Source organism: Microbacterium aureliae, assembly GCF_054780155.1.
Map to the genome: position 1 here is coordinate 429,418 of NZ_BAAGWW010000001.1, position 21,746 is coordinate 451,163.

The 21,746-nt window shown below is 72.0% G+C and carries 22 protein-coding genes; 3 read left to right on the forward strand and 19 right to left on the reverse strand.

Annotated features, from left to right (window positions below; all coding sequences use genetic code 11):
- Positions 1-71 precede the first annotated feature (71 nt).
- Positions 72-1,466 (forward strand): NAD(P)-binding protein, encoded by a 1,395-nt coding sequence (locus ACYVF4_RS02115; RefSeq protein WP_460719266.1) that lies wholly within the window; start codon positions 72-74, stop codon positions 1,464-1,466.
- Here the strand turns inward: ACYVF4_RS02115 and ACYVF4_RS02120 are convergent.
- The 7 genes from ACYVF4_RS02120 to ACYVF4_RS02150 form a co-directional block, all read right to left on the reverse strand.
- Entirely contained in the window at positions 1,457-1,660 is a 204-nt protein-coding gene (locus ACYVF4_RS02120; RefSeq protein WP_460719268.1) for a hypothetical protein, read from the reverse strand. The two genes, ACYVF4_RS02115 and ACYVF4_RS02120, sit on opposite strands and share 10 nt — an antisense overlap.
- 145 nt (positions 1,661-1,805) lie before the next feature.
- Positions 1,806-2,831, reverse strand: coding sequence for a ketol-acid reductoisomerase (gene ilvC, locus ACYVF4_RS02125; protein ID WP_460719270.1), 1,026 nt, complete (start codon positions 2,829-2,831; stop codon positions 1,806-1,808).
- Positions 2,832-2,942: 111 nt separating this feature from the next.
- On the reverse strand, positions 2,943-3,452 hold the full coding sequence (ilvN, locus tag ACYVF4_RS02130) for an acetolactate synthase small subunit (protein ID WP_460719272.1): 510 nt from the start codon (positions 3,450-3,452) through the stop codon (positions 2,943-2,945).
- A gap of 3 nt (positions 3,453-3,455) precedes the next feature.
- On the reverse strand, positions 3,456-5,261 hold the full coding sequence (locus tag ACYVF4_RS02135) for an acetolactate synthase large subunit (protein ID WP_460719274.1): 1,806 nt from the start codon (positions 5,259-5,261) through the stop codon (positions 3,456-3,458).
- Positions 5,262-5,305: 44 nt separating this feature from the next.
- Positions 5,306-7,012, reverse strand: coding sequence for a dihydroxy-acid dehydratase (gene ilvD, locus ACYVF4_RS02140; RefSeq protein ID WP_460719276.1), 1,707 nt, complete (start codon positions 7,010-7,012; stop codon positions 5,306-5,308).
- Between the two features lie 9 nt (positions 7,013-7,021).
- Positions 7,022-7,816 carry a trehalose-phosphatase gene (otsB, locus tag ACYVF4_RS02145; RefSeq protein ID WP_460719278.1) on the reverse strand — a complete coding sequence of 265 codons (795 nt, stop codon included), beginning with the start codon at positions 7,814-7,816 and terminating at the stop codon, positions 7,022-7,024.
- The gene (locus tag ACYVF4_RS02150; RefSeq protein ID WP_460719280.1) at positions 7,813-9,249 is read right to left on the reverse strand and encodes an alpha,alpha-trehalose-phosphate synthase (UDP-forming); all 1,437 of its coding nucleotides are present in this window, start codon (positions 9,247-9,249) and stop codon (positions 7,813-7,815) included. The genes otsB and ACYVF4_RS02150 overlap by 4 nt, the downstream gene beginning before the upstream one ends.
- A 91-nt stretch (positions 9,250-9,340) precedes the next feature.
- On the opposite strand from ACYVF4_RS02150, the gene ACYVF4_RS02155 reads away from it, so the two are divergent.
- The gene (locus ACYVF4_RS02155) at positions 9,341-9,598 is read left to right on the forward strand and encodes a hypothetical protein (protein ID WP_460719282.1); all 258 of its coding nucleotides are present in this window, start codon (positions 9,341-9,343) and stop codon (positions 9,596-9,598) included.
- A gap of 1 nt (position 9,599) precedes the next feature.
- On the opposite strand, the gene ACYVF4_RS02160 is transcribed toward ACYVF4_RS02155, so the two are convergent.
- The 4 genes from ACYVF4_RS02160 to ACYVF4_RS02175 are packed head-to-tail and all read right to left on the reverse strand — an operon-like array spanning position 9,600 to position 13,383.
- Positions 9,600-10,724 (reverse strand): PQQ-dependent sugar dehydrogenase, encoded by a 1,125-nt coding sequence (locus ACYVF4_RS02160; protein ID WP_460719284.1) that lies wholly within the window; start codon positions 10,722-10,724, stop codon positions 9,600-9,602.
- Between the two features lie 19 nt (positions 10,725-10,743).
- A complete protein-coding gene (locus tag ACYVF4_RS02165; protein WP_460719286.1) occupies positions 10,744-11,928 on the reverse strand; it encodes an acetyl-CoA C-acetyltransferase in 1,185 nt (394 codons plus the stop codon).
- Complete coding sequence (locus tag ACYVF4_RS02170; protein ID WP_460719288.1) at positions 11,925-12,593, reverse strand: 3-oxoacid CoA-transferase subunit B; 669 nt, start codon at positions 12,591-12,593, stop codon at positions 11,925-11,927. The genes ACYVF4_RS02165 and ACYVF4_RS02170 overlap by 4 nt, the downstream gene beginning before the upstream one ends.
- Position 12,594: 1 nt before the next feature.
- Positions 12,595-13,383 carry a CoA transferase subunit A gene (locus ACYVF4_RS02175; protein WP_460719290.1) on the reverse strand — a complete coding sequence of 263 codons (789 nt, stop codon included), beginning with the start codon at positions 13,381-13,383 and terminating at the stop codon, positions 12,595-12,597.
- Positions 13,384-13,539: 156 nt separating this feature from the next.
- On the opposite strand from ACYVF4_RS02175, the gene ACYVF4_RS02180 reads away from it, so the two are divergent.
- Complete coding sequence (locus tag ACYVF4_RS02180; RefSeq protein WP_460719292.1) at positions 13,540-14,325, forward strand: IclR family transcriptional regulator; 786 nt, start codon at positions 13,540-13,542, stop codon at positions 14,323-14,325.
- Between the two features lie 13 nt (positions 14,326-14,338).
- Here the strand turns inward: ACYVF4_RS02180 and ACYVF4_RS02185 are convergent, their stop codons facing one another.
- From ACYVF4_RS02185 to ACYVF4_RS02220, 8 genes are read right to left on the reverse strand one after another with little or no spacing between them, the layout of a single operon-like run.
- Entirely contained in the window at positions 14,339-15,265 is a 927-nt protein-coding gene (locus tag ACYVF4_RS02185) for an alpha/beta fold hydrolase (RefSeq protein ID WP_460719294.1), read from the reverse strand.
- Positions 15,262-16,020, reverse strand: coding sequence for a 3-hydroxybutyrate dehydrogenase (locus ACYVF4_RS02190; RefSeq protein ID WP_460719296.1), 759 nt, complete (start codon positions 16,018-16,020; stop codon positions 15,262-15,264). The genes ACYVF4_RS02185 and ACYVF4_RS02190 overlap by 4 nt, the downstream gene beginning before the upstream one ends.
- Positions 16,017-16,715: a TetR/AcrR family transcriptional regulator gene (locus ACYVF4_RS02195; protein WP_460719298.1), complete on the reverse strand. Its 699-nt coding sequence runs from the start codon at positions 16,713-16,715 to the stop codon at positions 16,017-16,019. Before ACYVF4_RS02195 ends, ACYVF4_RS02190 begins: the two co-directional genes overlap by 4 nt.
- Positions 16,699-18,270, reverse strand: a complete 1,572-nt coding sequence (locus ACYVF4_RS02200; RefSeq protein ID WP_460719300.1) for a class I adenylate-forming enzyme family protein — start codon at positions 18,268-18,270, stop codon at positions 16,699-16,701. Before ACYVF4_RS02200 ends, ACYVF4_RS02195 begins: the two co-directional genes overlap by 17 nt.
- Positions 18,267-19,376 (reverse strand): branched-chain amino acid ABC transporter permease, encoded by a 1,110-nt coding sequence (locus ACYVF4_RS02205; RefSeq protein WP_460719302.1) that lies wholly within the window; start codon positions 19,374-19,376, stop codon positions 18,267-18,269. Before ACYVF4_RS02205 ends, ACYVF4_RS02200 begins: the two co-directional genes overlap by 4 nt.
- A complete protein-coding gene (locus ACYVF4_RS02210) occupies positions 19,373-20,248 on the reverse strand; it encodes a branched-chain amino acid ABC transporter permease (RefSeq protein WP_460719304.1) in 876 nt (291 codons plus the stop codon). The genes ACYVF4_RS02205 and ACYVF4_RS02210 overlap by 4 nt, the downstream gene beginning before the upstream one ends.
- Positions 20,245-20,982 carry an ABC transporter ATP-binding protein gene (locus ACYVF4_RS02215; protein ID WP_460719306.1) on the reverse strand — a complete coding sequence of 246 codons (738 nt, stop codon included), beginning with the start codon at positions 20,980-20,982 and terminating at the stop codon, positions 20,245-20,247. Before ACYVF4_RS02215 ends, ACYVF4_RS02210 begins: the two co-directional genes overlap by 4 nt.
- Complete coding sequence (locus ACYVF4_RS02220) at positions 20,979-21,743, reverse strand: ABC transporter ATP-binding protein (RefSeq protein WP_460719308.1); 765 nt, start codon at positions 21,741-21,743, stop codon at positions 20,979-20,981. The genes ACYVF4_RS02215 and ACYVF4_RS02220 overlap by 4 nt, the downstream gene beginning before the upstream one ends.
- Positions 21,744-21,746: the final 3 nt, after the last annotated feature.

Here is a 21,746-nt window from a genome sequence, read left to right on the forward strand (position 1 = left end):
GGTCGCTCCGCCGTCCCTGATACGCCGCGACCGCTCTTGACGAGGTCGGCTCCGGGGTCTGTGATGTGGACATGGCGGCTGTCGTCGATGTGGATGCCGACTACCTCGTCGTGGGCGCGGGAGCCATGGGCATGGCCTTCACCGACGCGCTCGTCCGCGCCTCCTCGGCGACCGTCGCGATCGTCGACTCCCGGCATGCGCCCGGCGGACACTGGCTGGAGGCGTATCCCTTCGTCCGGCTGCATCAGGCCTCCGCGTTCTACGGCGTCGCCTCGACGCGGCTGGGAGGCGGGCGGCTGCAGGTCTCGGGGCCCGAAGCCGGCCTGCACGAACGGGCGACCGGTCCGGAGGTCTGCGCGTACTACTCGGCGGTGATGCAGGATCTCGTCGCGACGGGACGGGTGACGTTCTTCCCGAGCTGCGATCGGATCGGACACGACGTCTTCCGCTCGCGGGTGAGCGGGCGGCTCCACCGGGCGAGGCGCGCCCGCGTCGTGGACGCGACGTACCTCTCCGGCCGGATCCCGGCCCGCACCCCGCCCCCGTTCGATGTCGAGCGCGGTGCGCGGGCGGTGCCCGTCGGCGATCTCGTGCACGTCGAGGGCGCGCCCGCACGGTATGTCATCGTCGGCGCGGGCAAGACGGCGATGGACGCCGTCGTCTGGGTGCTGCGGAACGGCGTCGCCCCGGACGCCGTCACGTGGGTGCGGCCGCGCGATCCGTGGGTGCTGAACCGCGCCGTCGTGCAGCCGGACCCCGCCGTCTTCCTGGCGATGGGCGCAGACACCCTGGAGGCGGCGAGCGAGGCGACCTCGGCGGACGAGCTGTTCCTGCGACTCGAGGAGCGCGGCGTGATGCGCCGGATCGACCCGTCGATCACACCGACGATGGCCAAGACGCCGACGCTGGCGGACTGGGAGCTGGACCTGCTCCGCCGTGTCGAGGACGTCGTGCGACGGGGCCGGCTGCGGGCCGTGCAGGCGACGAGGCTCCGATTCGACGACGGGGATGTCGCCGTCCCCGCCGGGAGCCTCATCGTCCACTGCGCGGCGGGCGGTCTGGCGTACCCGCCGCTCGTCCCCATCTGGCAGGCCGATGCGATCCGGCCGCGGCCCGTCCGCGTGGGGTTCCCGTGCCTCGGGGCCGCGCTGTGCGGCTACGTCGAGGCGACCCGCGCGACGGACGACGAGAAGAACGCGGTCTGCCGTCCATCGCCGTACGCGGACACGCCCACCGACTGGCTCCGGATGCAGATCATCGGGGCGGAGGCGTCGCGAGCGCTGGGCGGCGAGCCCGACGTCCGGGCGTGGGCGAACGAGACGTGGCTCAACCCGGCGCGCGTGCCCGCCGAACGTGCCGGCGACCCGGCCGTCGTGACGGCCGGGTCGCGGTTGCGCGCTGCTGCCGGGCCTGCCCGGGAGCGCATGGCGAGCCTCCTCGCGGCGTCGGGCGCCGCTCAGAGGTAGCGGGCTCGCGCCACCGGCCGCGCGGGCCGGAACCACAGACCCGCGCTCGGCCGGGCCTGGACCACCGGTCGCTCCGGAACGAGCGCCGCCCCGCGGTCTGCCAGCAGCCGGCGCGTCCGGTGCTCCTGCTCGAGCTCGGCCTGCCGCTGGCGATGCGTCGCGGCCGCGACCTGCAGCCACATCATGCCGTCCATCGTCATTCCCTTCCTCAGGTCGCCCCAGACGACCTTGCTGTTGAGGAGGTGCCGGCGATGCCGGTGATACCAAAAGGACCCCCGCTCCCTGGATGCGGGGAGCGGGGGTCGTGAAGCCGAGCTTGTGTGCTGGCTGCCTATCCGATCAGCGCGCCGCGCTTCCCTCGGTGTAGTCCTCGTCCTGCTGCTTCCATGCGAAGAGCGCGCGCAGGTCGCGGCCGACCTCCTCGATGGGGTGCTGGGCGGCCTTCGCGCGCAGCGCCTGGAATTCGGCGCCGCCGTTGTCCTGGTCGTCGATGAAGCGCTTGGCGAACGCACCCGACTGGATGTCGGCGAGCACGCCCTGCATGTTCTCCTTCACGCGCGGGTCGATGACGCGCGGGCCCGACACGTAGTCGCCGTACTCGGCGGTGTCCGACACGCTCCAGCGCTGCTTGGCGATGCCGCCCTCCCACATGAGGTCGACGATGAGCTTCAGCTCGTGCAGCACCTCGAAGTAGGCGATCTGGGGCTGGTAGCCCGCTTCGGTGAGGGTCTCGAAGCCGTACTGGATCAGCTGCGAGACGCCACCGCACAGCACGGCCTGCTCGCCGAACAGGTCGGTCTCGGTCTCTTCGGTGAAGGTCGTCTTGATGACGCCGGCACGCGTGCCGCCGATGGCCTTGGCGTAGGACTTCGCGAGGTCCCAGGCCTGACCCGAGGCGTCCTGCTCGACGGCGATGATGTCCGGGATGCCGCGACCGGCGACGTACTCGCGACGGACGGTGTGACCGGGGGCCTTGGGGGCGACGAGGATGACGTCGACGCCCTCGGGGGCCTGGATGTAGCCGAAGCGGATGTTGAATCCGTGGGCGAAGGCCAGCGTCTTGCCCGGAGCCAGCTTGTCCTTGATGGAGTCGTTGTAGATGCCGCGCTGGTGCTGGTCCGGCGCGAGGATCATGATGACGTCCGCCCACTCGGCGGCGTCGGCGACGGACTTGACCTCGAAGCCCTCCTCCTGGGCCTTGGCCGTCGACTTCGACCCGTCCTTGAGGGCGATGACGACCTGGACGCCCGAGTCGCGCAGGTTCTGGGCGTGGGCGTGGCCCTGCGAGCCGTAGCCGACGATCGCGACCTTCTTGCCCTGGATGAGCGAAAGGTCGGCGTCGTCGTCGTAGAAGATCTCAGCCATCTTCGTGTTTCTCCTTGATTGATTCCGGTCTGTGCGCGAGCGGAGCCCGCGGTGTCGGTCTGGTTCCGGTCGGTGAGCGAGCGAAGCGCGACGAAACGCTCTGGATGGGGGTCAGCCGCGCAGGACGCGCTCGGTGATGCTCTTGCCGCCGCGGCCGATGGCGAGCAGGCCCGACTGGGCCAGCTCCTTTATGCCGAACGGCTCGAGCGCCCGCAGGAAGGCCTCGACCTTGCCCTTGTCGCCGGTCGCCTCCACCACCAGCGCGTCGCCGGCGTAGTCCACGACGGACGCTCGGAAGAGGTTGACGACCTCGAGGACGTTCGAGCGCGTGGCGTTGTCCGCCCGCACCTTGATCAGCACGTGCTCGCGCTGCACGGATGCCGCGGGATCGAGCTCGACGATCTTGATGACGTTGACCAGCTTGTTCAGCTGCTTGGTCACCTGCTCCAGCGGCAGCTCGTCCACGTCGACGACGACCGTGATGCGGGACAGGCCCGGCACCTCGGTCACCCCCACCGCGAGCGACTCGATGTTGAAGCCGCGGCGGGCGAACAGTCCGGCGACCCGGGTCAGCAGACCCGGCTTGTCCTCGACGAGGAGGCTCAGCACGTGGCTCGACATGGCTCAGTCCTCCTGCTCGTCGAAGGCCGGCGAGTGGTCGCGGGCGTACTGGACGTAGCTGTTGCTGACCCCCTGGGGCACCATCGGCCACACCATGGCGTCGGCGCTGACGACGAAGTCGATCACCACGGGGCGGTCGTTCGTCTCGAGGGCGGTCTTGATCGCGGCATCCACGTCCTCTTCCTTCTCGACGCGCAGCGCCAGGCACCCGTAGGCCTCGGCGAGCTTGACGAAATCGGGGATGCGGATGGTGTCGTGCCCGGTGTTGAGGTCGGTGTGCGAGTAGCGGCCGTCGTAGAACAGCGTCTGCCACTGGCGCACCATGCCGAGCGAGGAGTTGTTGATGATCGCGACCTTGATCGGGATGTTGTTGATCGCGCAGGTGGCGAGCTCCTGATTGGTCATCTGGAAGCAGCCGTCGCCGTCGATCGCCCACACGTCGCGGTGCGGCTCGGCGACCTTGGCGCCCATCGCCGCCGGCACAGAGTAGCCCATCGTGCCCGCGCCGCCGGAGTTCAGCCACGCGTTGGGGCGCTCGTACTTGATGAACTGCGCCGCCCACATCTGGTGCTGGCCGACGCCCGCGGCGTACACGCCCTCGGGACCGGTGAGCTCGCCGATGCGGCTGATGACGTACTGCGGCGACATGAGACCGTCGCTGGTCGGGGCGTACCCCAGCGGGAACTCGGTCCGCAGGCCGTCGAGGTAGGACCACCACTCGGCGGTGTCCGCCGCGGCGCCCTCGGCGACGCCGCGGTAGGCCACGTCGAGGTCCACCAGCACGTCGCGCACGTCGCCCACGATCGGCACGTCCGCGGTGCGGATCTTCGAGATCTCGGCCGGGTCGATGTCGACGTGCACCACCTGGGCGTGCGGAGCGAACAGCGCCGCCTTGCCGGTGACGCGGTCGTCGAACCGGGCGCCGAGCGCGACGATCAGGTCGGCCTCCTGCAGCGCGAGGACCGCCGGCACCGTCCCGTGCATCCCCGGCATCCCGAGATGCTGCGGGTGGGAGTCGGGGAAGGCCCCCCGCGCCATGAGGGTCGTCACGACGGGCGCGCCCGTGGTCTCGGCGAGGGTCAGCAGCTCCGCCGACGCGCGGGCGCGGATGACACCGCCGCCGACGTACAGCACGGGCTTCTTCGCGTCGCGCAGCATCTGCGCTGCCGCGAGGATCTGCTTGCCGTGGGCCTTGGTGACCGGGCGGTAGCCGGGCAGGTCGACCTTCGGCGGCCAGACGAACGGGGCCTCGGCCTGCTGGGCGTCCTTGGTGATGTCCACCAGCACGGGACCCGGGCGGCCGGTCGAGGCGACCTCGAAGGCGGCCTTGATGGCGCCGGGGATGTCCTCGGCCCTCTTCACCAGGAACGAGTGCTTGGTGATCGGCATCGTGATGCCGACGATGTCCGCCTCCTGGAAGGCGTCGGTGCCCATGAGGTTCGAGAACACCTGGCCGGTGATGCACACCACCGGCACCGAGTCCATGTAGGCGTCGGCGATGGCGGTGACGAGGTTGGTCGCGCCGGGCCCGGACGTCGCGATCGCGACGCCGGTCCGCCCGGATGCCGCGGCGTAGCCCTCGGCGGCGTGACCGGCGCCCTGCTCGTGGCGGACCAGGATGTGACGGATCTCGGAGGTGTCCATCAGCGGGTCGTAGACCGGCAGGATCGCACCGCCGGGAAGACCGAACACGTCGGTCACCCCCAGCAGCTCGAGGGAGCGGACGACCGCCTGCGCACCCGTGAGCACGGGCGTCGAAGCGGTGCGGGCGGGAGGCCGGGGAACGGCCGTGGCGGTTTCGGCGGGCATGGTGTGGATCCTCGTGGAGTGGGAGGGGCTGTGTCGAAGTGCCGTCAGCCCGTCACCGCGCCCTGGGCTGCAGAGCGCACGAGACGGGAGTACTTGGCAAGGACGCCACGGGTATAGCGCGGGGGAAGGGGCTCCCAGCCGTCCCGGCGGGAGCTCAGCTCTGCCTCGTCGACGAGTAGGTCGAGAGAGCGAGCCGCGATATCGACCCGTATCAGATCACCATCGCGCACGAAGGCGATGGGACCTGCGTCCACCGCTTCGGGTGCTATGTGGCCGATGCACAGTCCGGTTGTGCCGCCTGAGAATCGACCGTCCGTCAAGAGTAGTACATCTTTTCCGAGGCCCGCGCCCTTGATGGCGGCCGTGATGGCCAGCATCTCGCGCATGCCGGGACCACCCTTCGGGCCCTCGTAGCGGATGACCACGACGTCGCCGGCGGTGATCTCGCCGGCCTCGAGCGCGTCCATCGCGGCGCGCTCGCGCTCGAACACGCGGGCGGGGCCCTCGAAGACGGCGGCGTCGAAGCCCGCGGTCTTGACCACGGCACCCTCGGGTGCGATCGAGCCGTGCAGGATCGTGATCCCACCGGTGGCGTGGATGGGGTCGTCGAAGCGGTGGATGACGTCGCCGTCCACCGGGTCCGGGTCGAGGTCGCGCAGGTTCTCGGCGAGGGTCTTGCCGGTGACCGTGAGCGCGTCGCCGTGCAGCAGGCCCTCGTCGAGCATCGCCTTCATGATGACGGGGATGCCGCCGTGCCGGTCGACGTCGTTCATGACGTACTTGCCGAACGGCTTCATGTCGGCCACGTGCGGGACCTTGTCGCCGATGCGGTTGAAGTCGTGCAGGTTCAGCTCGACGTCGGCCTCGCGCGCGATGGCCAGCAGGTGCAGGACGACGTTGGTCGAGCCGCCGAGGGCCATCGCCAGGGCGATGGCGTTCTCGAACGCCTCGGGTGTGAGGATGTCGCGCGTGGTGATCCCCTGGCGCAGCAGGTTGATCACGGCCTCGCCCGAGCGGTGGGCGAAGTAGTCGCGGCGACGATCGGCCGACGGCGGCGCGGCGGAGCCGGGAAGGCTGAGGCCGAGCGCCTCGGCCACCGAGGCCATCGTGTTGGCGGTGTACATGCCGCCGCAGGCTCCCTCGCCGGGCGCGAAGGCGCATTCGATGCGCTTGAGGTCCGCCTCGCTCATGCGTCCCGCGAGGCACGCTCCGACTCCCTCGAAGGAGTCCACGATGGTGATCTCCTTGCTGGTGCCGTCGCTGAGCTTGACCCAGCCGGGCGCGATCGACCCGGCGTAGAGGAAGACGCTCGACAGGTCGAGGCGCGCCGAGGCCATCAGCATCCCGGGGATCGACTTGTCGCAGCCGGCCAGCAGCACGGTCCCGTCCAGGCGCTCGGCCATGACGACCGTCTCGACGGAGTCGGCGATGACCTCGCGCGACACGAGCGAGAAGTGCATCCCCTCGTGCCCCATCGAGATGCCGTCCGAGACCGAGATCGTGCCGAACTGCAGCGGGTAGCCGCCGCCGGAGTGCACGCCCTCCTTCGCGCCCTGCGCGAGCCGGTCCAGGCTCAGGTTGCAGGGCGTGATCTCGTTCCAGCTCGAGGCGATGCCGATCTGCGGCTTGTCCCAGTCGTCGTCGCCCATCCCGACGCCGCGGAGCATGCCTCGCGACGTGGTGGCCTCGATGCCGTCGGTGATGACCCGACTGCGCGGTTTGATGTCGATGGAGTTATCCGGCTGGGGCATTCTCGAAGTCTATTCCCGTCGGCGCGCGCGCTCACGCGCGAGTGTCATGAGCAGGTCGGCGAAGGCGGGGATGTCGGCCACGATGACGGATGCCGCGGTCTCGCGGTCGCCCACATGCACGCCGACGTCGCCGTCGCCGAGGCTGCGCAGCGCGTCCTCGTCGGTGACGTCGTCGCCGGCGAAGAGCACCGCGTCCGCGCCGACCAGGTCGCGCAGCTGCGCCACCGCGCCGTCCTTGCCCTCGTGGCGGAAGGCGTACTCGACGATGTTGTGCCCCGTGCGGCGACGCCAGTGCGGCGCCTCGGCCGAGACGATCCGGTCGACGGCGTCGTAGGCGGCCTGCGCGGTCCCGGCATCCGCCCGCCGCGTGTGGACGCCGAACCCGAAGGACTTCGGCTCGATCCAGATCCCGGCCATGTCCGCCGTCGCCGCTTCGGCATGGGAGCGCAGCCGGTCGCGCTGGGCGACGTCGGCGGGGTCGTCGTCGACCGTGAGCGGCCCCTCCCCCGGCACCCACACCTCGGCGCCGTGGGATCCGGCCAGATGCACGGGCGAGTCGTCGTCGTGCTCGGCGATTTCGCGCAGATCGTGCAGGCTCCGGCCCGAGACCAGCGCGACGACGGTGCCGTCGACCGCCGTGAGCGCCTCGACCGCCTCGCGGGCCGCCGGCAGCATGCGGGCGTCCATCGGCTCGTCCTCGAGCGGCGAGAGCGTGCCGTCGAAGTCCAGCGCGACCAGCAGCCGGTCGGCGGCGGCGAGCCGCGACAGCGCCGCGCCCCACCCGGACGTGCTCGCGCCGCTCATGCGAACGTCCGCTGGACGGGAGCCTTGGCCTGCCGGGCCCGTTCGAGGGCGTCGAGGAAGCTCTGCGACCACCGCGCCACGTCGTTCTCGAGCACCTTGCGGCGCAGGGCCCGCATGCGTCGGCCCTGCTCCGCCGCGGGCATCTCGATCGCACGGACAATGGCGTCCTTCACTCCCCCGATGTCGTGCGGATTGATCCGCACCGCACTGGCGAGCTCGTCGGCCGCGCCCGCGAATTCGCTCAGCACGAGGACGCCGCGGTTGTCGGTGCGGGTGGCGACGTACTCCTTGGCGACCAGGTTCATGCCGTCACGGAGCGCGGTGACCAGCATCACGTCGGCCGCGAGGAACAGCGCCACCATCTCTTCGCGCGGATAGGACTGGTGGAGGTAGCGGATCGCGGTGTGGTCCATGGTGTCGAACTGCCCGTTGATGCGGCCGACGGTCAGCTCGATCTCGTCCCGCAGGTGCATGTAGGACTCCACGCGCTCGCGACTGGGACTGGCCACCTGGACCAGCGTGACGTCGCCGACGTTCACGCGGCCGTCCTCGAGCAGCTCGCCGAACGCCTTCATGCGGTGGCGGATGCCCTTGGTGTAGTCCAGCCGGTCGACCCCGAGCAGGATCTTCTTGGGATTGCCCAGACTCTCGCGGATCTCGGCGGCGCGGGCACGGATCTCGGGCCGGCCGGCGAGCTCGACGTAGCTGGCCGCGTCGATGGAGATCGGGAAGGCGCGGGCCAGGACGATCCGCTGCGTACCGTCCTCATGCGGCACGGTGATGCCGCTGGCCTTGGTGGTGTAGTGGTGCACGCGCCGGACCGCCCGCGCGAAGTTGCCGGCGTCCGCCACCCGCTGGAAGCCGATCACGTCTGCGCCGAGAAGTCCGTCCAGCACCTGCCGGCGCCACGGCAGCTGCGAGTACAGGCCGTATGCGGGGAACGGAATGTGGTGGAAGTAGCCGATGGTCAGATCGGGCCGCAGATCCCGCAGCATCTGCGGGACGAGCTGCAGCTGATAGTCCTGGACCCACACCGTGCCGCCCTCGGCCGCCGCCTCGGCCGCCGCCTCGGCGAACCGCCGGTTGACCCGGACGTACGACTCCCACCACACGCGGCGGTACCGCGGCGCGGCGATGACATCGTGATAGAGCGGCCAGATGGTGTCGTTCGAGAAGCCCTCGTAGTAGTTCTCGACCTCTTCGGCCGTCAGCGTCACCGGCACCAGGTGCGTGCCGTCGAAGTCGAACGGCTCGACGTCCAGGTCGGCGCGCCCGGCCCACCCGACCCACGCGCCGTCGGCGTCGCGCATGACCGGCTCCAGCGCGGTCACCAGACCCCCTGGGGAGCGCCGCCAGGCGTCCTCGCCGGTACCGCCGCTCACGTGGTCGACGGGCAGTCGATTGGCGACGACGACGAAGTCTGCCTGGGTCACAAGGCCTCCTGGGTGTGGTGTTTTGCCAGGCTAACAGCGCGCCTGTCAAGGCCCCGGCGGTTGACATCGACGGTTCGATAGCGTTGGGGGCATGCGCACGTACGTCTTCCGCACCGGCCTGTTCACCGCGATCACGAGCGGAGTGACGCTGTTCCGGGGTCTGCGCAGCGGCGAGTTCACGTGGCGCACGGCGCTGGCCTGGCTGAGCTGGGGCATCACCCTCGCGCTCGCGATCGGCGCGATCATCGATGCCCGCCGGGCGGCCCGCGGCGAGATCATGCCCGGCGACTCCGCCGCCCACGGCAAGGAGTCGGAGCTCGTCCAGAAGCGCCTCAAGAAGAAGCGCTGAGTCAGCCCGGCGGCAGCACCGCCGGGTCGACCGCGACGATCCGGTCGTCCCCCTCGGCGGGGTCCCCGCGGCCGTCGGTGTTCCCCGTCAGGATCCACAGCGCGCCGTCCGGCGCCGCGGCGACATCGCGGAGCCGGCCGAGCTCGCCCGCGAGGTGGTCGGCCGCGACCCCCGGGTCGTCCACGTCGACCGCCCGCAGCACGCGCCCGCGCAGATTCGCGATGTACAGCGTGTCGCCGAGGACCGCGATCCCCGAGGGGCTCGCGGTGTCGGTCGCCCACTCCTGCACCGGGTCGATGAACCCCTCGCCGCCGCCGGAGCCCTCCACCTCGGGCCAGCCGTAGTTGCCGCCGGCGACGATGACGTTGAGCTCGTCGAGCCGGTCCTGGCCGAACTCGCTGGCGAACATCCGCCCGTCGGCCGCCCACGCGACACCCTGCACATTGCGGTGTCCGAGGCTGTACACCGGTGAGTCCGGGAACGGGTTGTCCTCGGGGATGCCGCCCGCGGGCGTGAGCCGCAGGATCTTGCCCGCCAGCGAACCCGGGTCCTGCGCGGCGGCGGGGCTCCCGGCATCCCCCGTCGTGACGTACAGCATGCCGTCGGGGCCGAAGGCGAGGCGGCCGCCGTTGTGGGTCGACGCCCGGGGGATGCCGTCGATCACGGTGAGCGGGTCGGACAGAGTGAGCGCGCCGGGCTCGCCGCCGAGCACGTAGCGCCGGACGCGGTTCCCCTCCGCGACGCTGGAGTAGACGTACACCGCCGCACCGTCTGGCGACACCGCGAGGCCGAGGAGCCCGCCCTCGCCGCCGTGGACGACGTCGTCGACGACGGCGACCTCGCGCGGCTCGCCACCGGGCAGGAGCTCGAGGATGCGGCCGGTGTCGCGCTCCGAGACGAGCGCCGAGTCGCCCACCACCGCGATGGACCACGGGGCGTCGAGGCCCGTCACGACGTCGGCCGGCTCGGTGGGCAGCCCGGGCTCCGCGGACGGCGGGGTGGCGGCGACGGGGGGATCCGGGCTCGCCGAGGGCGCCGCGGGCGCCGCATCGCAGCCGGTGGCCGCGAGGGCCGTCGCGACGACGAGCAGGACGACGCGCGTGGTGCGCGTCGCCCTGCCCGTCATCGCCACGTCCGCCCCGGTGTCACCGGGTGAGGATGAGGGCGTCGCCCTGCCCGCCGCCGCCGCACAGGGCGACCGCGGCGGTGCCCGTACCCCGCCGGACGAGTTCGTGGACGGCGTGGACGACGAGACGGTTGCCCGAGGCCCCGATGGGGTGCCCGATCGCAATGCCTCCGCCGTGCGGGTTGACCACGTCGTCATCCAGGCCCAGCTCGGCCTGCGACCGTGCGACGACCGCGCCGAACGCCTCGTTGATCTCGACGACGTCGAGGTCGGCTGGCGCGATCCCCTGACGCCGGCACGCCTGCTCGATGGCCCGCGCCGGCTGCGCGTGCAGCGAGTTGTCGGGACCGGCGACCTGACCGGCGGCGCCGACGACGGCCAGCACGTCCCAGCCGCGCTCGTCGGCGTGGGAGCGGGTGGTGAGCACCACCGCCGAGGCGCCGTCCGAGATCTGCGAAGAGTTGCCGGCCGTGATGGACCCGCCCTTGGCGAAGGCAGGCCGGAGCCCCGCGAGGGTGTCGACGGTGGTGTCCGGCCGGACGCCCTCGTCGCGCGTGACCACGACCGCGTCGCCCTTGCGCTGCGGGATCTCGACGGGCACGATCTCGGCGTCGAAGACGCCCGCCTGCTGCGCCGCGGCGGCGCGCTGGTGCGAGCGTTCGGCGACCTCGTCCTGCACCTGCCGGGTCACGCCCAGTCGCTCGTTGTGCCGCTCGGTCGATGCGCCCATGCTCTCGGCGTCGTAGGCGTCGGTGAGGCCGTCGTAGGCCATGTGGTCCAGCACCTCGACCGAGCCGTATGTCCAGCCCTCGCGCGACCCCATGAGCAGGTGCGGCGCACGCGTCATCGACTCCATGCCGGCCGCGACAACGACGGTCGCGTCGCCGAGGCGCAGCATGCGGGCGGCGTCGATGACGGCGGTTAGTCCCGACAGGCACACCTTGTTGACGGATGCCGCGTGCACGTCCCAGCCGATGCCGGCGCCCACGGCGGCCTGGCGGGCGGGGTTCTGCCCCGCCCCCGCGGCGAGGACCTGGCCCACGAGCACCGCGTCGACGGCGTCGGCGGGGATGCCGCCGCGCTCGAGGGCTCCGCGGATCGCGGCTGACCCGAGCTGCACGGCGGTGAGGGCCGAGAGCTGGCCCTTCAACCGGCCCTGCGCGGTGCGGGCGGCGGCGACGATGACGACGTCGTCGTGGTTCATGACACCACCCTAAGCTCGTCGGCGCGCAGCGCGTCGGCCACTCGCAGGTCGGGCTCGGTCGCGGCGATCACCTCGTCGACCGTGACGCCGTCGGCGACCTCGACCAGGACGAGGCCGTCGGCGGTGACGTCGATGACGGCGAGGTCGGTGATGATGCGGTCGACCACGCCCTTGCCGGTGAGGGGCAGCGAGCACTCGCGGACGATCTTGGCCGAGCCGTCCTTGGCGACATGCTCCATCAGCACGATGACCTTCGCAGCCCCGTGGACGAGGTCCATCGCGCCGCCGGGGCCCTTCACCATCTTCCCCGGGATCATCCAGTTCGCGAGGTCCCCGCGCTCGGACACCTGCATGGCGCCGAGGATCGCCGCGTCGATCTTGCCGCCGCGGATCATGCCGAAGCTCAGCGCGGAATCGAAGAACGCCGCGCCGGCGAGCGTCGTGACGGTCTCTTTGCCCGCGTTGATGAGGTCGGGGTCGACGTCATGCTCAGCCGGGTACGGCCCGACGCCGAGGATGCCGTTCTCGGACTGCAGCACCACCGTCACGCCGTCGGGAACGTGGTTGGGGACGAGCGTGGGCAGCCCGATACCGAGGTTGACGTAGGCGCCGTCGGCGAGCTCGGCCGCGGCGCGCGCGGCCATCTGGGCACGGGTGAGGGCCATGTCAGGCTCCTTCCGGGGTCTGGACGGGCGCCTGGACGGTGCGCCGCTCGACCCGCTTCTCGATGTCGGTGCCCACCTCGACGATGCGGTGGACGTAGATGCCGGGCAGGTGGATGCTGTCGGGGTCGAGTTCGCCGGGCTCGACGAGCTCCTCGACCTGGGCGATGCACACGCGCCCGGCCATGGCCGCGAGCGGGTTGAAGTTGCGGGCCGCCTTGTTGAAGACGAGGTTGCCGTGGCGATCGCCGCGCAGCGCGTGGACGAGGGCGAAGTCGGTGACGATGGCCTCTTCGAGGACGTACTCGCGCTCCCCCGCGCCGAGGTCGAAGGTGCGGACGTCCTTGGCGGGCGACGCGACGGCGACCGAGCCGTCGGCGGCGTAGCGGCGCGGCAGCCCGCCTTCGGCGACCTGGGTGCCCACGCCCGTCTGCGTGAAGAAGCCCGCGATCCCCGAGCCGCCGGCGCGCAGCTTCTCGGCGAGCGTGCCCTGCGGGGTCAGCTCGAGCTCGAGCTCGCCCGACAGGAACTGCCGCTCGAACTCCTTGTTCTCGCCGACGTACGACGAGGTCATCTTGCGGATGCGCTTGGCCCGCAGCAGCACGCCGAGGCCCCAGTCGTCCACGCCGCAGTTGTTGCTCACGACGCTCAGGTCCGCGGTCCCCTGCGCCAGCAGCGCTTCGATCAGGGCGATGGGGTTGCCCGAGAGGCCGAAGCCGCCGACGGCGAGGCTCGCGCCGTCGGGGATGTCGGCGACGGCCTCGGCCGCCGTCGCCCAGGTCTTGTCGATCACGTGTGCTCCTTCGCTCGGCCCGCGCCGCGCCGAGAAGCTGCTCGGCGCACGATACTCCGATGTGTCTCGGGCGCTGAGGCGATTCTCGACCGCGGGGGGCGGCGGGCGCACGCGGCTGTTTGCCATGTGGCGCCCCGCGCGCGTAGTGTCCACATCGTGGACTTGAACGCGACAACGGTGCCGGGGACGCAGTCGGTCGCGCGCGCGGCGCGCCTGCTGCGGCTGGTGACGACGGCCGGTGACGAGGGGGCGTCGGTGGCCGACCTCGCCGCCCGCGCCGAGCTCACCCGCCCCACGGCGCATCGGCTGCTGGCCGCCCTGCGCGCCGAGGGTCTCGTCGACCAGGACGACGAGACGGGCAGATGGATGCCGGGGCCCGAGCTGTACCTCATGGGCACGGTCGCGGCATCCCGGTACGACGTGACCTCCGTCGCGCGCGACATCGTCCGCTCCCTGGCGGTGCGGACCGAGGAGAGCGCGTTCCTCTCGGTGCGCCGCGGTGACGAGACCGTCTGCCTGCTGCGCGAAGAGGGGAGCTTCCCCATCCGCTCGTTCGTGCTGTCAGAGGGGGTGCGCTTCCCCCTGGGCGTGGCGTCGGCGGGGCTCGCCATCCTCGCCTTCCTGCCTCCCCACGATGTGGACAACTACTTCGCCCGGCATCCCGAGCTCGAACAGCGGTGGGGGCGGCCGCACGGCGAGGCGAGGCTGCGCGCGCGGCTGCGCGAGACGCAGGAGCGCGGCTACGCGCTCAACCCCGGACTGATCGTCGAGGGCAGCTGGGGAATGGGCGCGGCGGTCTTCACGCGCGAAGGCCACCCGCAGTGGGCGCTGAGCCTCACCGGCGTGGAGTTCCGCTTCACGCCCGAGCGGGTGGCCGAGCTGGGGCGCACGCTCCTCGCGCACGCACACCAGCTGACCACCCGCATCGCCGCCGCCCGGTGAGTCCGCCGGTGGGTCAGCCCACGCTCGCCGCCGCGGCGGCGAGCTCCTCCCGCACCGCCGCCGCGACGACGTCCGCTCCCCCCGCCGACATCACGATCGTGTAGTGGTTGTACCCGTCAACCCGCTCGTGGCGGATCTCGGGATGCGACGCGAGCATGCGCGTCAGATGCGCAGGCGCGTACAGCCCCGGCGGCTCGTCCTGCAGTCCCCTCGGCACCGACAGGAACCGGGTCGGATGCCGCAGCCCGTCGAGGGCGGCGGGCAGGGCGTCGCCGGTGTTCATGTCCAGCGTGTCCTCGACCGTAGTGCGGTAGCTCGTCGCGGGCCGAAGCGAGCCGTCCCCGGCGTCGACGAGGTCGTAGCGCAGGTACTCTTCGAGCTCGGACGTCCACTGCCCGGCGAAGGCCGGATGCCGCTGCCAGAACGCCCGGTACTCCTCGGGGTCGGCGAAGCGCATGGACAGCCGCGCGGCGGTGGGACCGAGGATCCCGGCGACCAGCGCGTCGGCGTCGAGTCCCGCGGGGACGTCGAGCGGCAGCCCGCCGTCCACGAGCACGAGGCGCGTGACGCGGTCCCGATGCCGGTGGGCGAAGACCACCGAGACGAACCCGCCCATGGAGTGGCCCACCACGAGCGCCCGCGCCACGCCGAGGGCGTCGAGCACGGCGGCGAGGTCGTCGGCGTGCGCGGCCATCCCGGCGGGCCCCTGGACGCCGTTGCTGCGGCCCCGGCCGCGGAGGTCGGGGGCGATGACGCGGACGCCCGGCAGCCGTGCGGCGACGAACGGCCACGCCCGGTGCGAGGCGGTGACGCCGTGCACGAGCAGGACGGCGGGGTCGCCGGGCGACGCGGTCTCGGGCTCCCAGATGCCGACGCGCAGGTCTCCGCCGGCGACGGGCACGTCCGTCGTGCGGTAGCGGTGCGCTGCGGGACCGCTCATCGCGCCGTCCACCCGCCGTCCATCGTGTACGAGGCGCCGGTGACCATGCCCGCGGCATCCGAGGCCAGCCAGCCGGCGAGCGAGGCGACCTCATCCGGTTCGATGAGCCGCTTGATGGCCGTCTCGGTGAGCATGATCTTCTCGACGACCTCGCTCTCGGGGATGCCGTGGATGCGGGCCTGGTCGGCGATCTGCTTCTCGACCAGGGGCGTGCGGACGTAGGCGGGGTTGATGCAGTTGCTCGTGACGCCCCGCGGGCCGCCCTCGAGCGCGGTGACCTTCGAGAGCCCCTCGAGGCCGTGTTTGGCCGAGACGTAGGCGGATTTGAACGCCGAGGCGCGCAGCCCGTGAGCGCTCGAGACGTTGATGATCCGCCCCCACCCGCGCGCGTACATCGCCGGCAGCGCCGCCCGCACGAGCAGGAACGGCGACTCCAGCATGAGCCGCAGCAGCAGCCGGAACGTCTCGGGGTCGAACTCCTCGATGGGGCTCACGCGCTGGATGCCGGCGTTGTTGACGAGGATGTCGACGTCGAGGTCGACGCTCTCGAGCGCCGTCGTGTCCGACAGGTCCACCACCCACGCCTCGCCGCCGACGTCGGCGGCGGCGGCCTCGGCCGCCTCGGCCTGCAGGTCGGCGACGATCACCTGCGCGCCACGCCGGGCGAACTCGTGGGCGCAGGCCAGGCCGATGCCGCTGGCGCCGCCGGTTATCAGGGCGCGCCTGCCGGCGAGGTCGTGGGATCGTTCGGTCATGCGGGTCCTCCCGGAGCTGCAGGGTCGTGGGGTCGTGCCTGCCCGGGGGCGAGGGCGTTGTCGATGAGGCGTGCGAGGGAGTCGAAGACCCGGGGGTCGAGGCTCGCCGGCGGGCGGCCGTGGGCGTCGCGCTCCCACAGCAGGAAGCGCATGCCGATGAGCTCGCCCATGCCCATGAGCGCCCACGCGGTGGCCTCGGCGTCGAGGTCGGGATCGACGTCGCCGACCTGCTGCGCGGCGCGCAGTCCTGCCTCGTAGCCCTCGACGATGCGGGAGTAGTGCAGCCGCAGCACCTCGGGCGAGACGAACTCCGCCTCGCGGACGACGCGGTACAGCGCCGGGTGCTCGGCGGTGAAGCGGAAGAACCCCGCGAATCCGGCGCGCTCCGCCTCGAGCCGCGTGGCGGCTCCGGCCATGGCCTCGGACATCGAGTGCCGCACGCGCCTGTTGAGGTCGATCACGAGGGCCTCGAAAACGGACTGCTTGCTGTCGAAGTACAGGTAGAAGGTCCCGAGTCCGATGCCGGCGCGCTCGGTGATCTTCACGATCGACGCCTCGTGGTACCCCTGCTCGGCGAAGACCTCTTCGGCCGCCTCGAGCAGGCGGCGACGGGTCGCCTCGCCGCGCTTGGTGAGGGGGCGGCCGGTGGCCGGCGAGACGATGGCCTCGTCGCCGTCGTCAGCGGGAAGGCTCATGGCTCTCCTTGCTCATGATCGTCGTCGCCAGGGCGCGCAGCCGTGCGCGGGCGAGCTTGTCGATGGTGGACCTCGGCAGCGACGTCACGACGGCGACACGCGTGGGCACCTTGAAGCCGGCGAGATGGCGGCGGGCGTGGGCGGTCACCTCGTCGGCCGAGAGGGCGGCGCCGGCCACCGGCACGACGAAGGCGAAACCGCGCTCCCCCCACACCGCATCGGGGACGCCGACGACGGCGGCCTCGGCGATGAGGGGGTGACGGCGCAGGGCCTGCTCGACCTCGGCGGGCGCGACGTTCTCGCCGCCCGAGATGTAGATGTCCTTCAGCCGGTCGACGATGGTGTGGATGCCGTCGGCATCCCGGTGCGCGAGGTCCCCGGTGCGCAGCCACCCGCCCGCCCGCGCTGCGGCGGTCGCGATCGGATCGTCGAGGTAGCCGGCGAAGACGCTCGGTCCCCTCACCCACAGCTCGCCCGTCGCCTCGCCCTCGAGCGGCAGGCCGGTGTCGGGGTCGGCGAGCCGGACGGTGACGTGCGGATAGGGGCGGCCGACGGCGCCGGGCGCGCGGCGGCCGTCCTCGGGCGCGAGGTGGAGCACGTTCGGGCCGGCCTCGGTCAGGCCGTAGCCCTGCGTGAGGGCGACGCCTCTGCCGGCCCACGCGCGGCGGGTGTCCTCGCCGGCCGTGGCGCCGCCGACCAGCGCGATCCGCAGCGACGACAGGTCCGCGGCATCCCAGCCGGCCTCGCGCGTGAGCAGCTCGTATTGGGTGGGGACGCCCATCATCGCCGTGATGCCCCGGTCGGCGATCAGCTGCAGCGCGCGGCCGGGGTGGAACGAGCGCTCGAGGACCACGGTGGCCCCCGCCCACCACGCCAGCAGCGGCTGGCAGTTCCACGCCGCGACGTGGAACTGCGGCAGCATCGCCAGCACGACGTCGTCGGCGGTGAGGGGCAGCGCCTGCGAAAGCGCCAGGTTGTTCCAGAAGCAGTTGGCGTGGGTGAGGACGACGCCCTTGGGGGCGGCCTCGCTGCCCGAGGTGAAGATCACCAGCAGCGGGTCGTCGTCGCGGACGGGCCGCCGGTCGCGGGGCCGGGACGAGCGCGGGCAGTCCGCCTCGATCCCGGCGGTCCCGAGGGCCGCCACCGGCACCTCCGTCCGGCCCGCGGCCCGCAGGGCGTCGCGGGCGAGCGCGGCGTAGTCCTCTTCGACCAGCAGCAGGGCGGGGCCGAGCCGTGCGATCAGGGTGCCGAGCTCGGCGGGGGTCAGCCGCCACGACAGCGGCACGAACGCCGCACCGGCCAGCGCGCACGCGAAGAAGGCCACGACGTGATCGGTGGAGTTGCCCGAGACGGTCGCGAGCCGGTCGCCCGGACCATAGCCCGCCGCCCGCAGCCTGCCGGCCAGCGCCGACGCGCGCGCGGCCAGCGTCGCGTAGTCCACCCGCACGCCCCGGTCGTCGATGGCGATGCGCGCCGGCGAGACAGCCGCGCGGTCGGTGAGCCACCGGCCGATCGTGTGCGCGCCGTCGTCCGGACCGTCGTCCTCCCACCTCATGCGCGCGCGGCCTCGGGGGTCTCGGCCTCGGCGTCGTCCATCGCGTGGAGCGTCGTCCGCGTGCGCTCGCCTCTGCGGCGGCGCAGCCACGCGTCGATCGTCCCGGCGATGCCGCCGGGCAGGAACATCACGACCAGGATGAACAGAACGCCCAGCAGGAAGAGCGGCTCGGACAGCGGGATGCGCAGGACGTCGGGCAGGGCCGCGATCGCCTCGGATCCCGCGAGCACCGTCAGTCGCTGGTCGAGCAGGGTGTACAGCACGCCTCCCACGATGGCACCCCAGCGGAAGCCGACGCCACCGAGGACGACCATCACGAGGACCGTGATCGTCAGATCCGCCGAGACCGCCCGTGGCACGGTGCCGGACTGCAGCAGCATGTAGGCCACCCCGGCCAGCGACGCCAGCGCCGCGGCGATGACGAAGACGACCAGGCGCACGCGGTAGGGGCTGAGCCCGAGCACCCGCACCCGCTGCTCGTTCTCACGGGTCGCCCGCGCGAGGTGACCGAGGCGCGAGGAGTCGACCCACAGCGTCACGAGGTACACCACGACGAGCACCGTCAGGCACAGCCAGTAGAGGTTCCGCGTGTTGAGGACGCCGACGAGCTCCGCGGGCACCTGCGAGGTCTCGAGGCTCAGGCCCTCCTCGCCGCCGGTCACCCCGGAATTGCGTCGCACGAGCACCGACCCCGCCTGGGCGAAGGCGAGGGTCACCATCGCGAAGGGGATCCCCGAGACCCGCATCGCCACCGCCCCGGTGACCAGCGCGATCAGCATCCCGCCGACGAGTGCGACGAACACCCCCGGCCACATCGGCACGCCGAAGTGCTCGAGGGCGATCCCCAGCCCGTAGGCGCCGGCGCCGAAGTACAGCGCGTGGCCGAAGGACAGCATCCCGGCAGAGCCGAGCAGCAGGTTGTACGACAGCGCCAGCGCGGCGAACACCATGCACAGCGACAGCAGTGCGAGGGTGCCCGGCTGATACGTCGGGGTGGGCAGGATGCCGGGGAGTGACAGGTTCAGCAGCGGCAGCACCGCCATGAAGGCCACGAGCACCCCGCCGGCGGCCGTCGGCGCCCAGCGGGCGATGTCGGCGCGGTTCATGCCTTCCTCCCGAGAAGTCCGGACGGGCGCACCAGCAGCACGACCGCGAGCAGGATCACCACGATGAAGTCCCCCGTGCCGCCGAGATAGGTGTTCGCCACCTGCTGCAGCACCGCCACCAGCACCGAGGCGATGGCGGCGCCGGTGAGGGATCCGAGCCCGCCGACGACGGTGACGATGAAGGCGAAGATCAGCAGGGTGGCGCCCATGTGCGCCGAGACGTAGCTGGTGTAGTGCATCGCCATCACGCCGCCGATGCCGGCCGCCGCCCCGCCGATCGCGAAGACGAGGGTGAAGGATCGCCGCACGTCGATGCCGAGCGCCGTCACCATGGCGCGGTTCTCGACCCCGGCGCGGATGATCATGCCGTAACGGGTGCGCTTGAGGAACAGCACCAGGGCCGCGAGCACCACGAGGGCGACGGCGATCAGCACCCAGTACTTGTTCGGGATGCGGGCACCGAGGACGTTCGTGGTCTGCGTCAGCCACGGCGGCCCGGCGATCGTGAGGGCGTCGGTCCCCCACATCCCCTCGAACAGGGCCACCGCCGCGAGCGAGAGCCCGACCGTGACGAGCACCTGCTCGATGTGCCGCTCGTAGAGCGGGCGGATGAGGACGAGCTCGGTTGCGGTGGCGAAGATCGCCCCGACGAGGGCTCCGACCAGCAGCGAGATGAGGAAAGAGCCCCAGGATGCCGCGCCGAGCGATCGCGCGACGAACCAGCCCAGGAAGGCGCTCAGGGTGAGGAAGGCGCCGTGCGCGAAGTTCAGCACGTGCATGAGGCCGTAGATGAGACTCAGGCCGCTCGCGACGAGGAAGTACAGCGCTCCGAGGCCGACCCCGGTGACGAGGGTGAGGACGAGGGTGCTCATCGCGTCTCGCTTCCGTCGTGCGGCGCGGGCGTCTCGGCGTGGACCCCCAGCAGCCGCCGGGTCAGGTCGGGATCGTCGAGGATCTCGGCCGCCGGCCCGGTGTGCACGACGCGGCCGCCGCTGATGACGACGGCATCCCGGGCGAGCCGGCGCACGACGTCGAGGTTCTGCTCGACCAGCAGGATGGGGACGGTCCTGGCCGCCTCGGCGAGGGCGTCGGCGACCTCGCCGACGATCTTCGGGGCGAGCCCCTTCGTAGGCTCATCCACAAGCAGGAGCCGGTTGTCGTTGAGCAGGGCGCGGGCCACCGACACCATCTGCTGCTGCCCGCCCGAGAGCGTGCCGGCGGGCTGGTCCTTGCGGGCGACGAGGTCCGGGAAGAGGTCCGCCACGAACTGCCGGCGCGGCTCCTTCTGCCGCTCGGCGAGGGCCAGGTTCTCGGCGACGGTCAGCTTGGCGAAGACCTCGCGGTCCTCGGGCACGTAGCCGACGCCGCGCTGCACGATCCGGTGCGTGGACAGGTGGTCGATCCGCTCGCCGGCGAGCCGGACCTCGCCGCGCCGGTGGATGAGCCCCAGGATGCCGCGGAGGGTCGAGGTCTTCCCGACGCCGTTGCGGCCGAGGACGGCGGTGACGCCGCTGGCCGGCACCGAGAAGGTGACCTCCTCGACGACCTGCTGCCCTGCGATGGAGCACCCGAGTCCCGTGACCTCGAGGATCGGCGCGCCGCTCATGCCGCCGTCCCCAGGTACGCGCTCTGCACGGTGGGGTCGGCCATCACGGCCTGCGGGGTGTCGTAGGCGATGATCGTGCCGAAGTACATCACGGCGACCTTGTCGACGAGCCCCATGAGGACGTCGATGTGGTGCTCGACCATGAGGACCGTGCACCCCTTCTCGCGCTGCAGGTCGCGGATGTTGGCCACGAGCCCGGGGACATCCCCCGAGCCGACGCCGGCCATCGGCTCGTCCAGCAGAACCAGCGAGGAGTCCGTGGCCAGCAGCACGGCGATCTCGAGCTTGCGCTTGTCGCCGTGCGAGATGTCGCCCGCGAGCGCCTCTGCCTTGTGGCCGAGCCCGACCGCCTCGAGCGTCTCGCGCGCACGCCGGGTGGCGGCATCCGTCGATCGGGGGAAGCGCAGCAGCGAGGCCGAGCCGCCGAGGGCCACCTGCGCGGCGATGCGCGCGTTCTCGAGCACGCTGACCCGCGGGAAGAGGCTCGAGGTCTGGAAGGTGCGGCCCAGCCCCGCCCGCGCCCGCGCCGCCACGGAGTGCTCGGTGACGTCCTCGCCGTCGATCAGCACGCGGCCGGACGTGGGCGCCAGCAGTCCCGAGACGACGTTGAAGAGCGTCGTCTTGCCGGCGCCGTTGGGTCCGATCACACCGACGAGGGAACCCGCGGCGACATCGAGGGCGACGTCCTTCAGGATGGTCGCGCCGCCGATCTGCAGGCCGAGGCCTTCGACGCGGAGCGCGGACGGGGCGGAGCTGTTCATGCG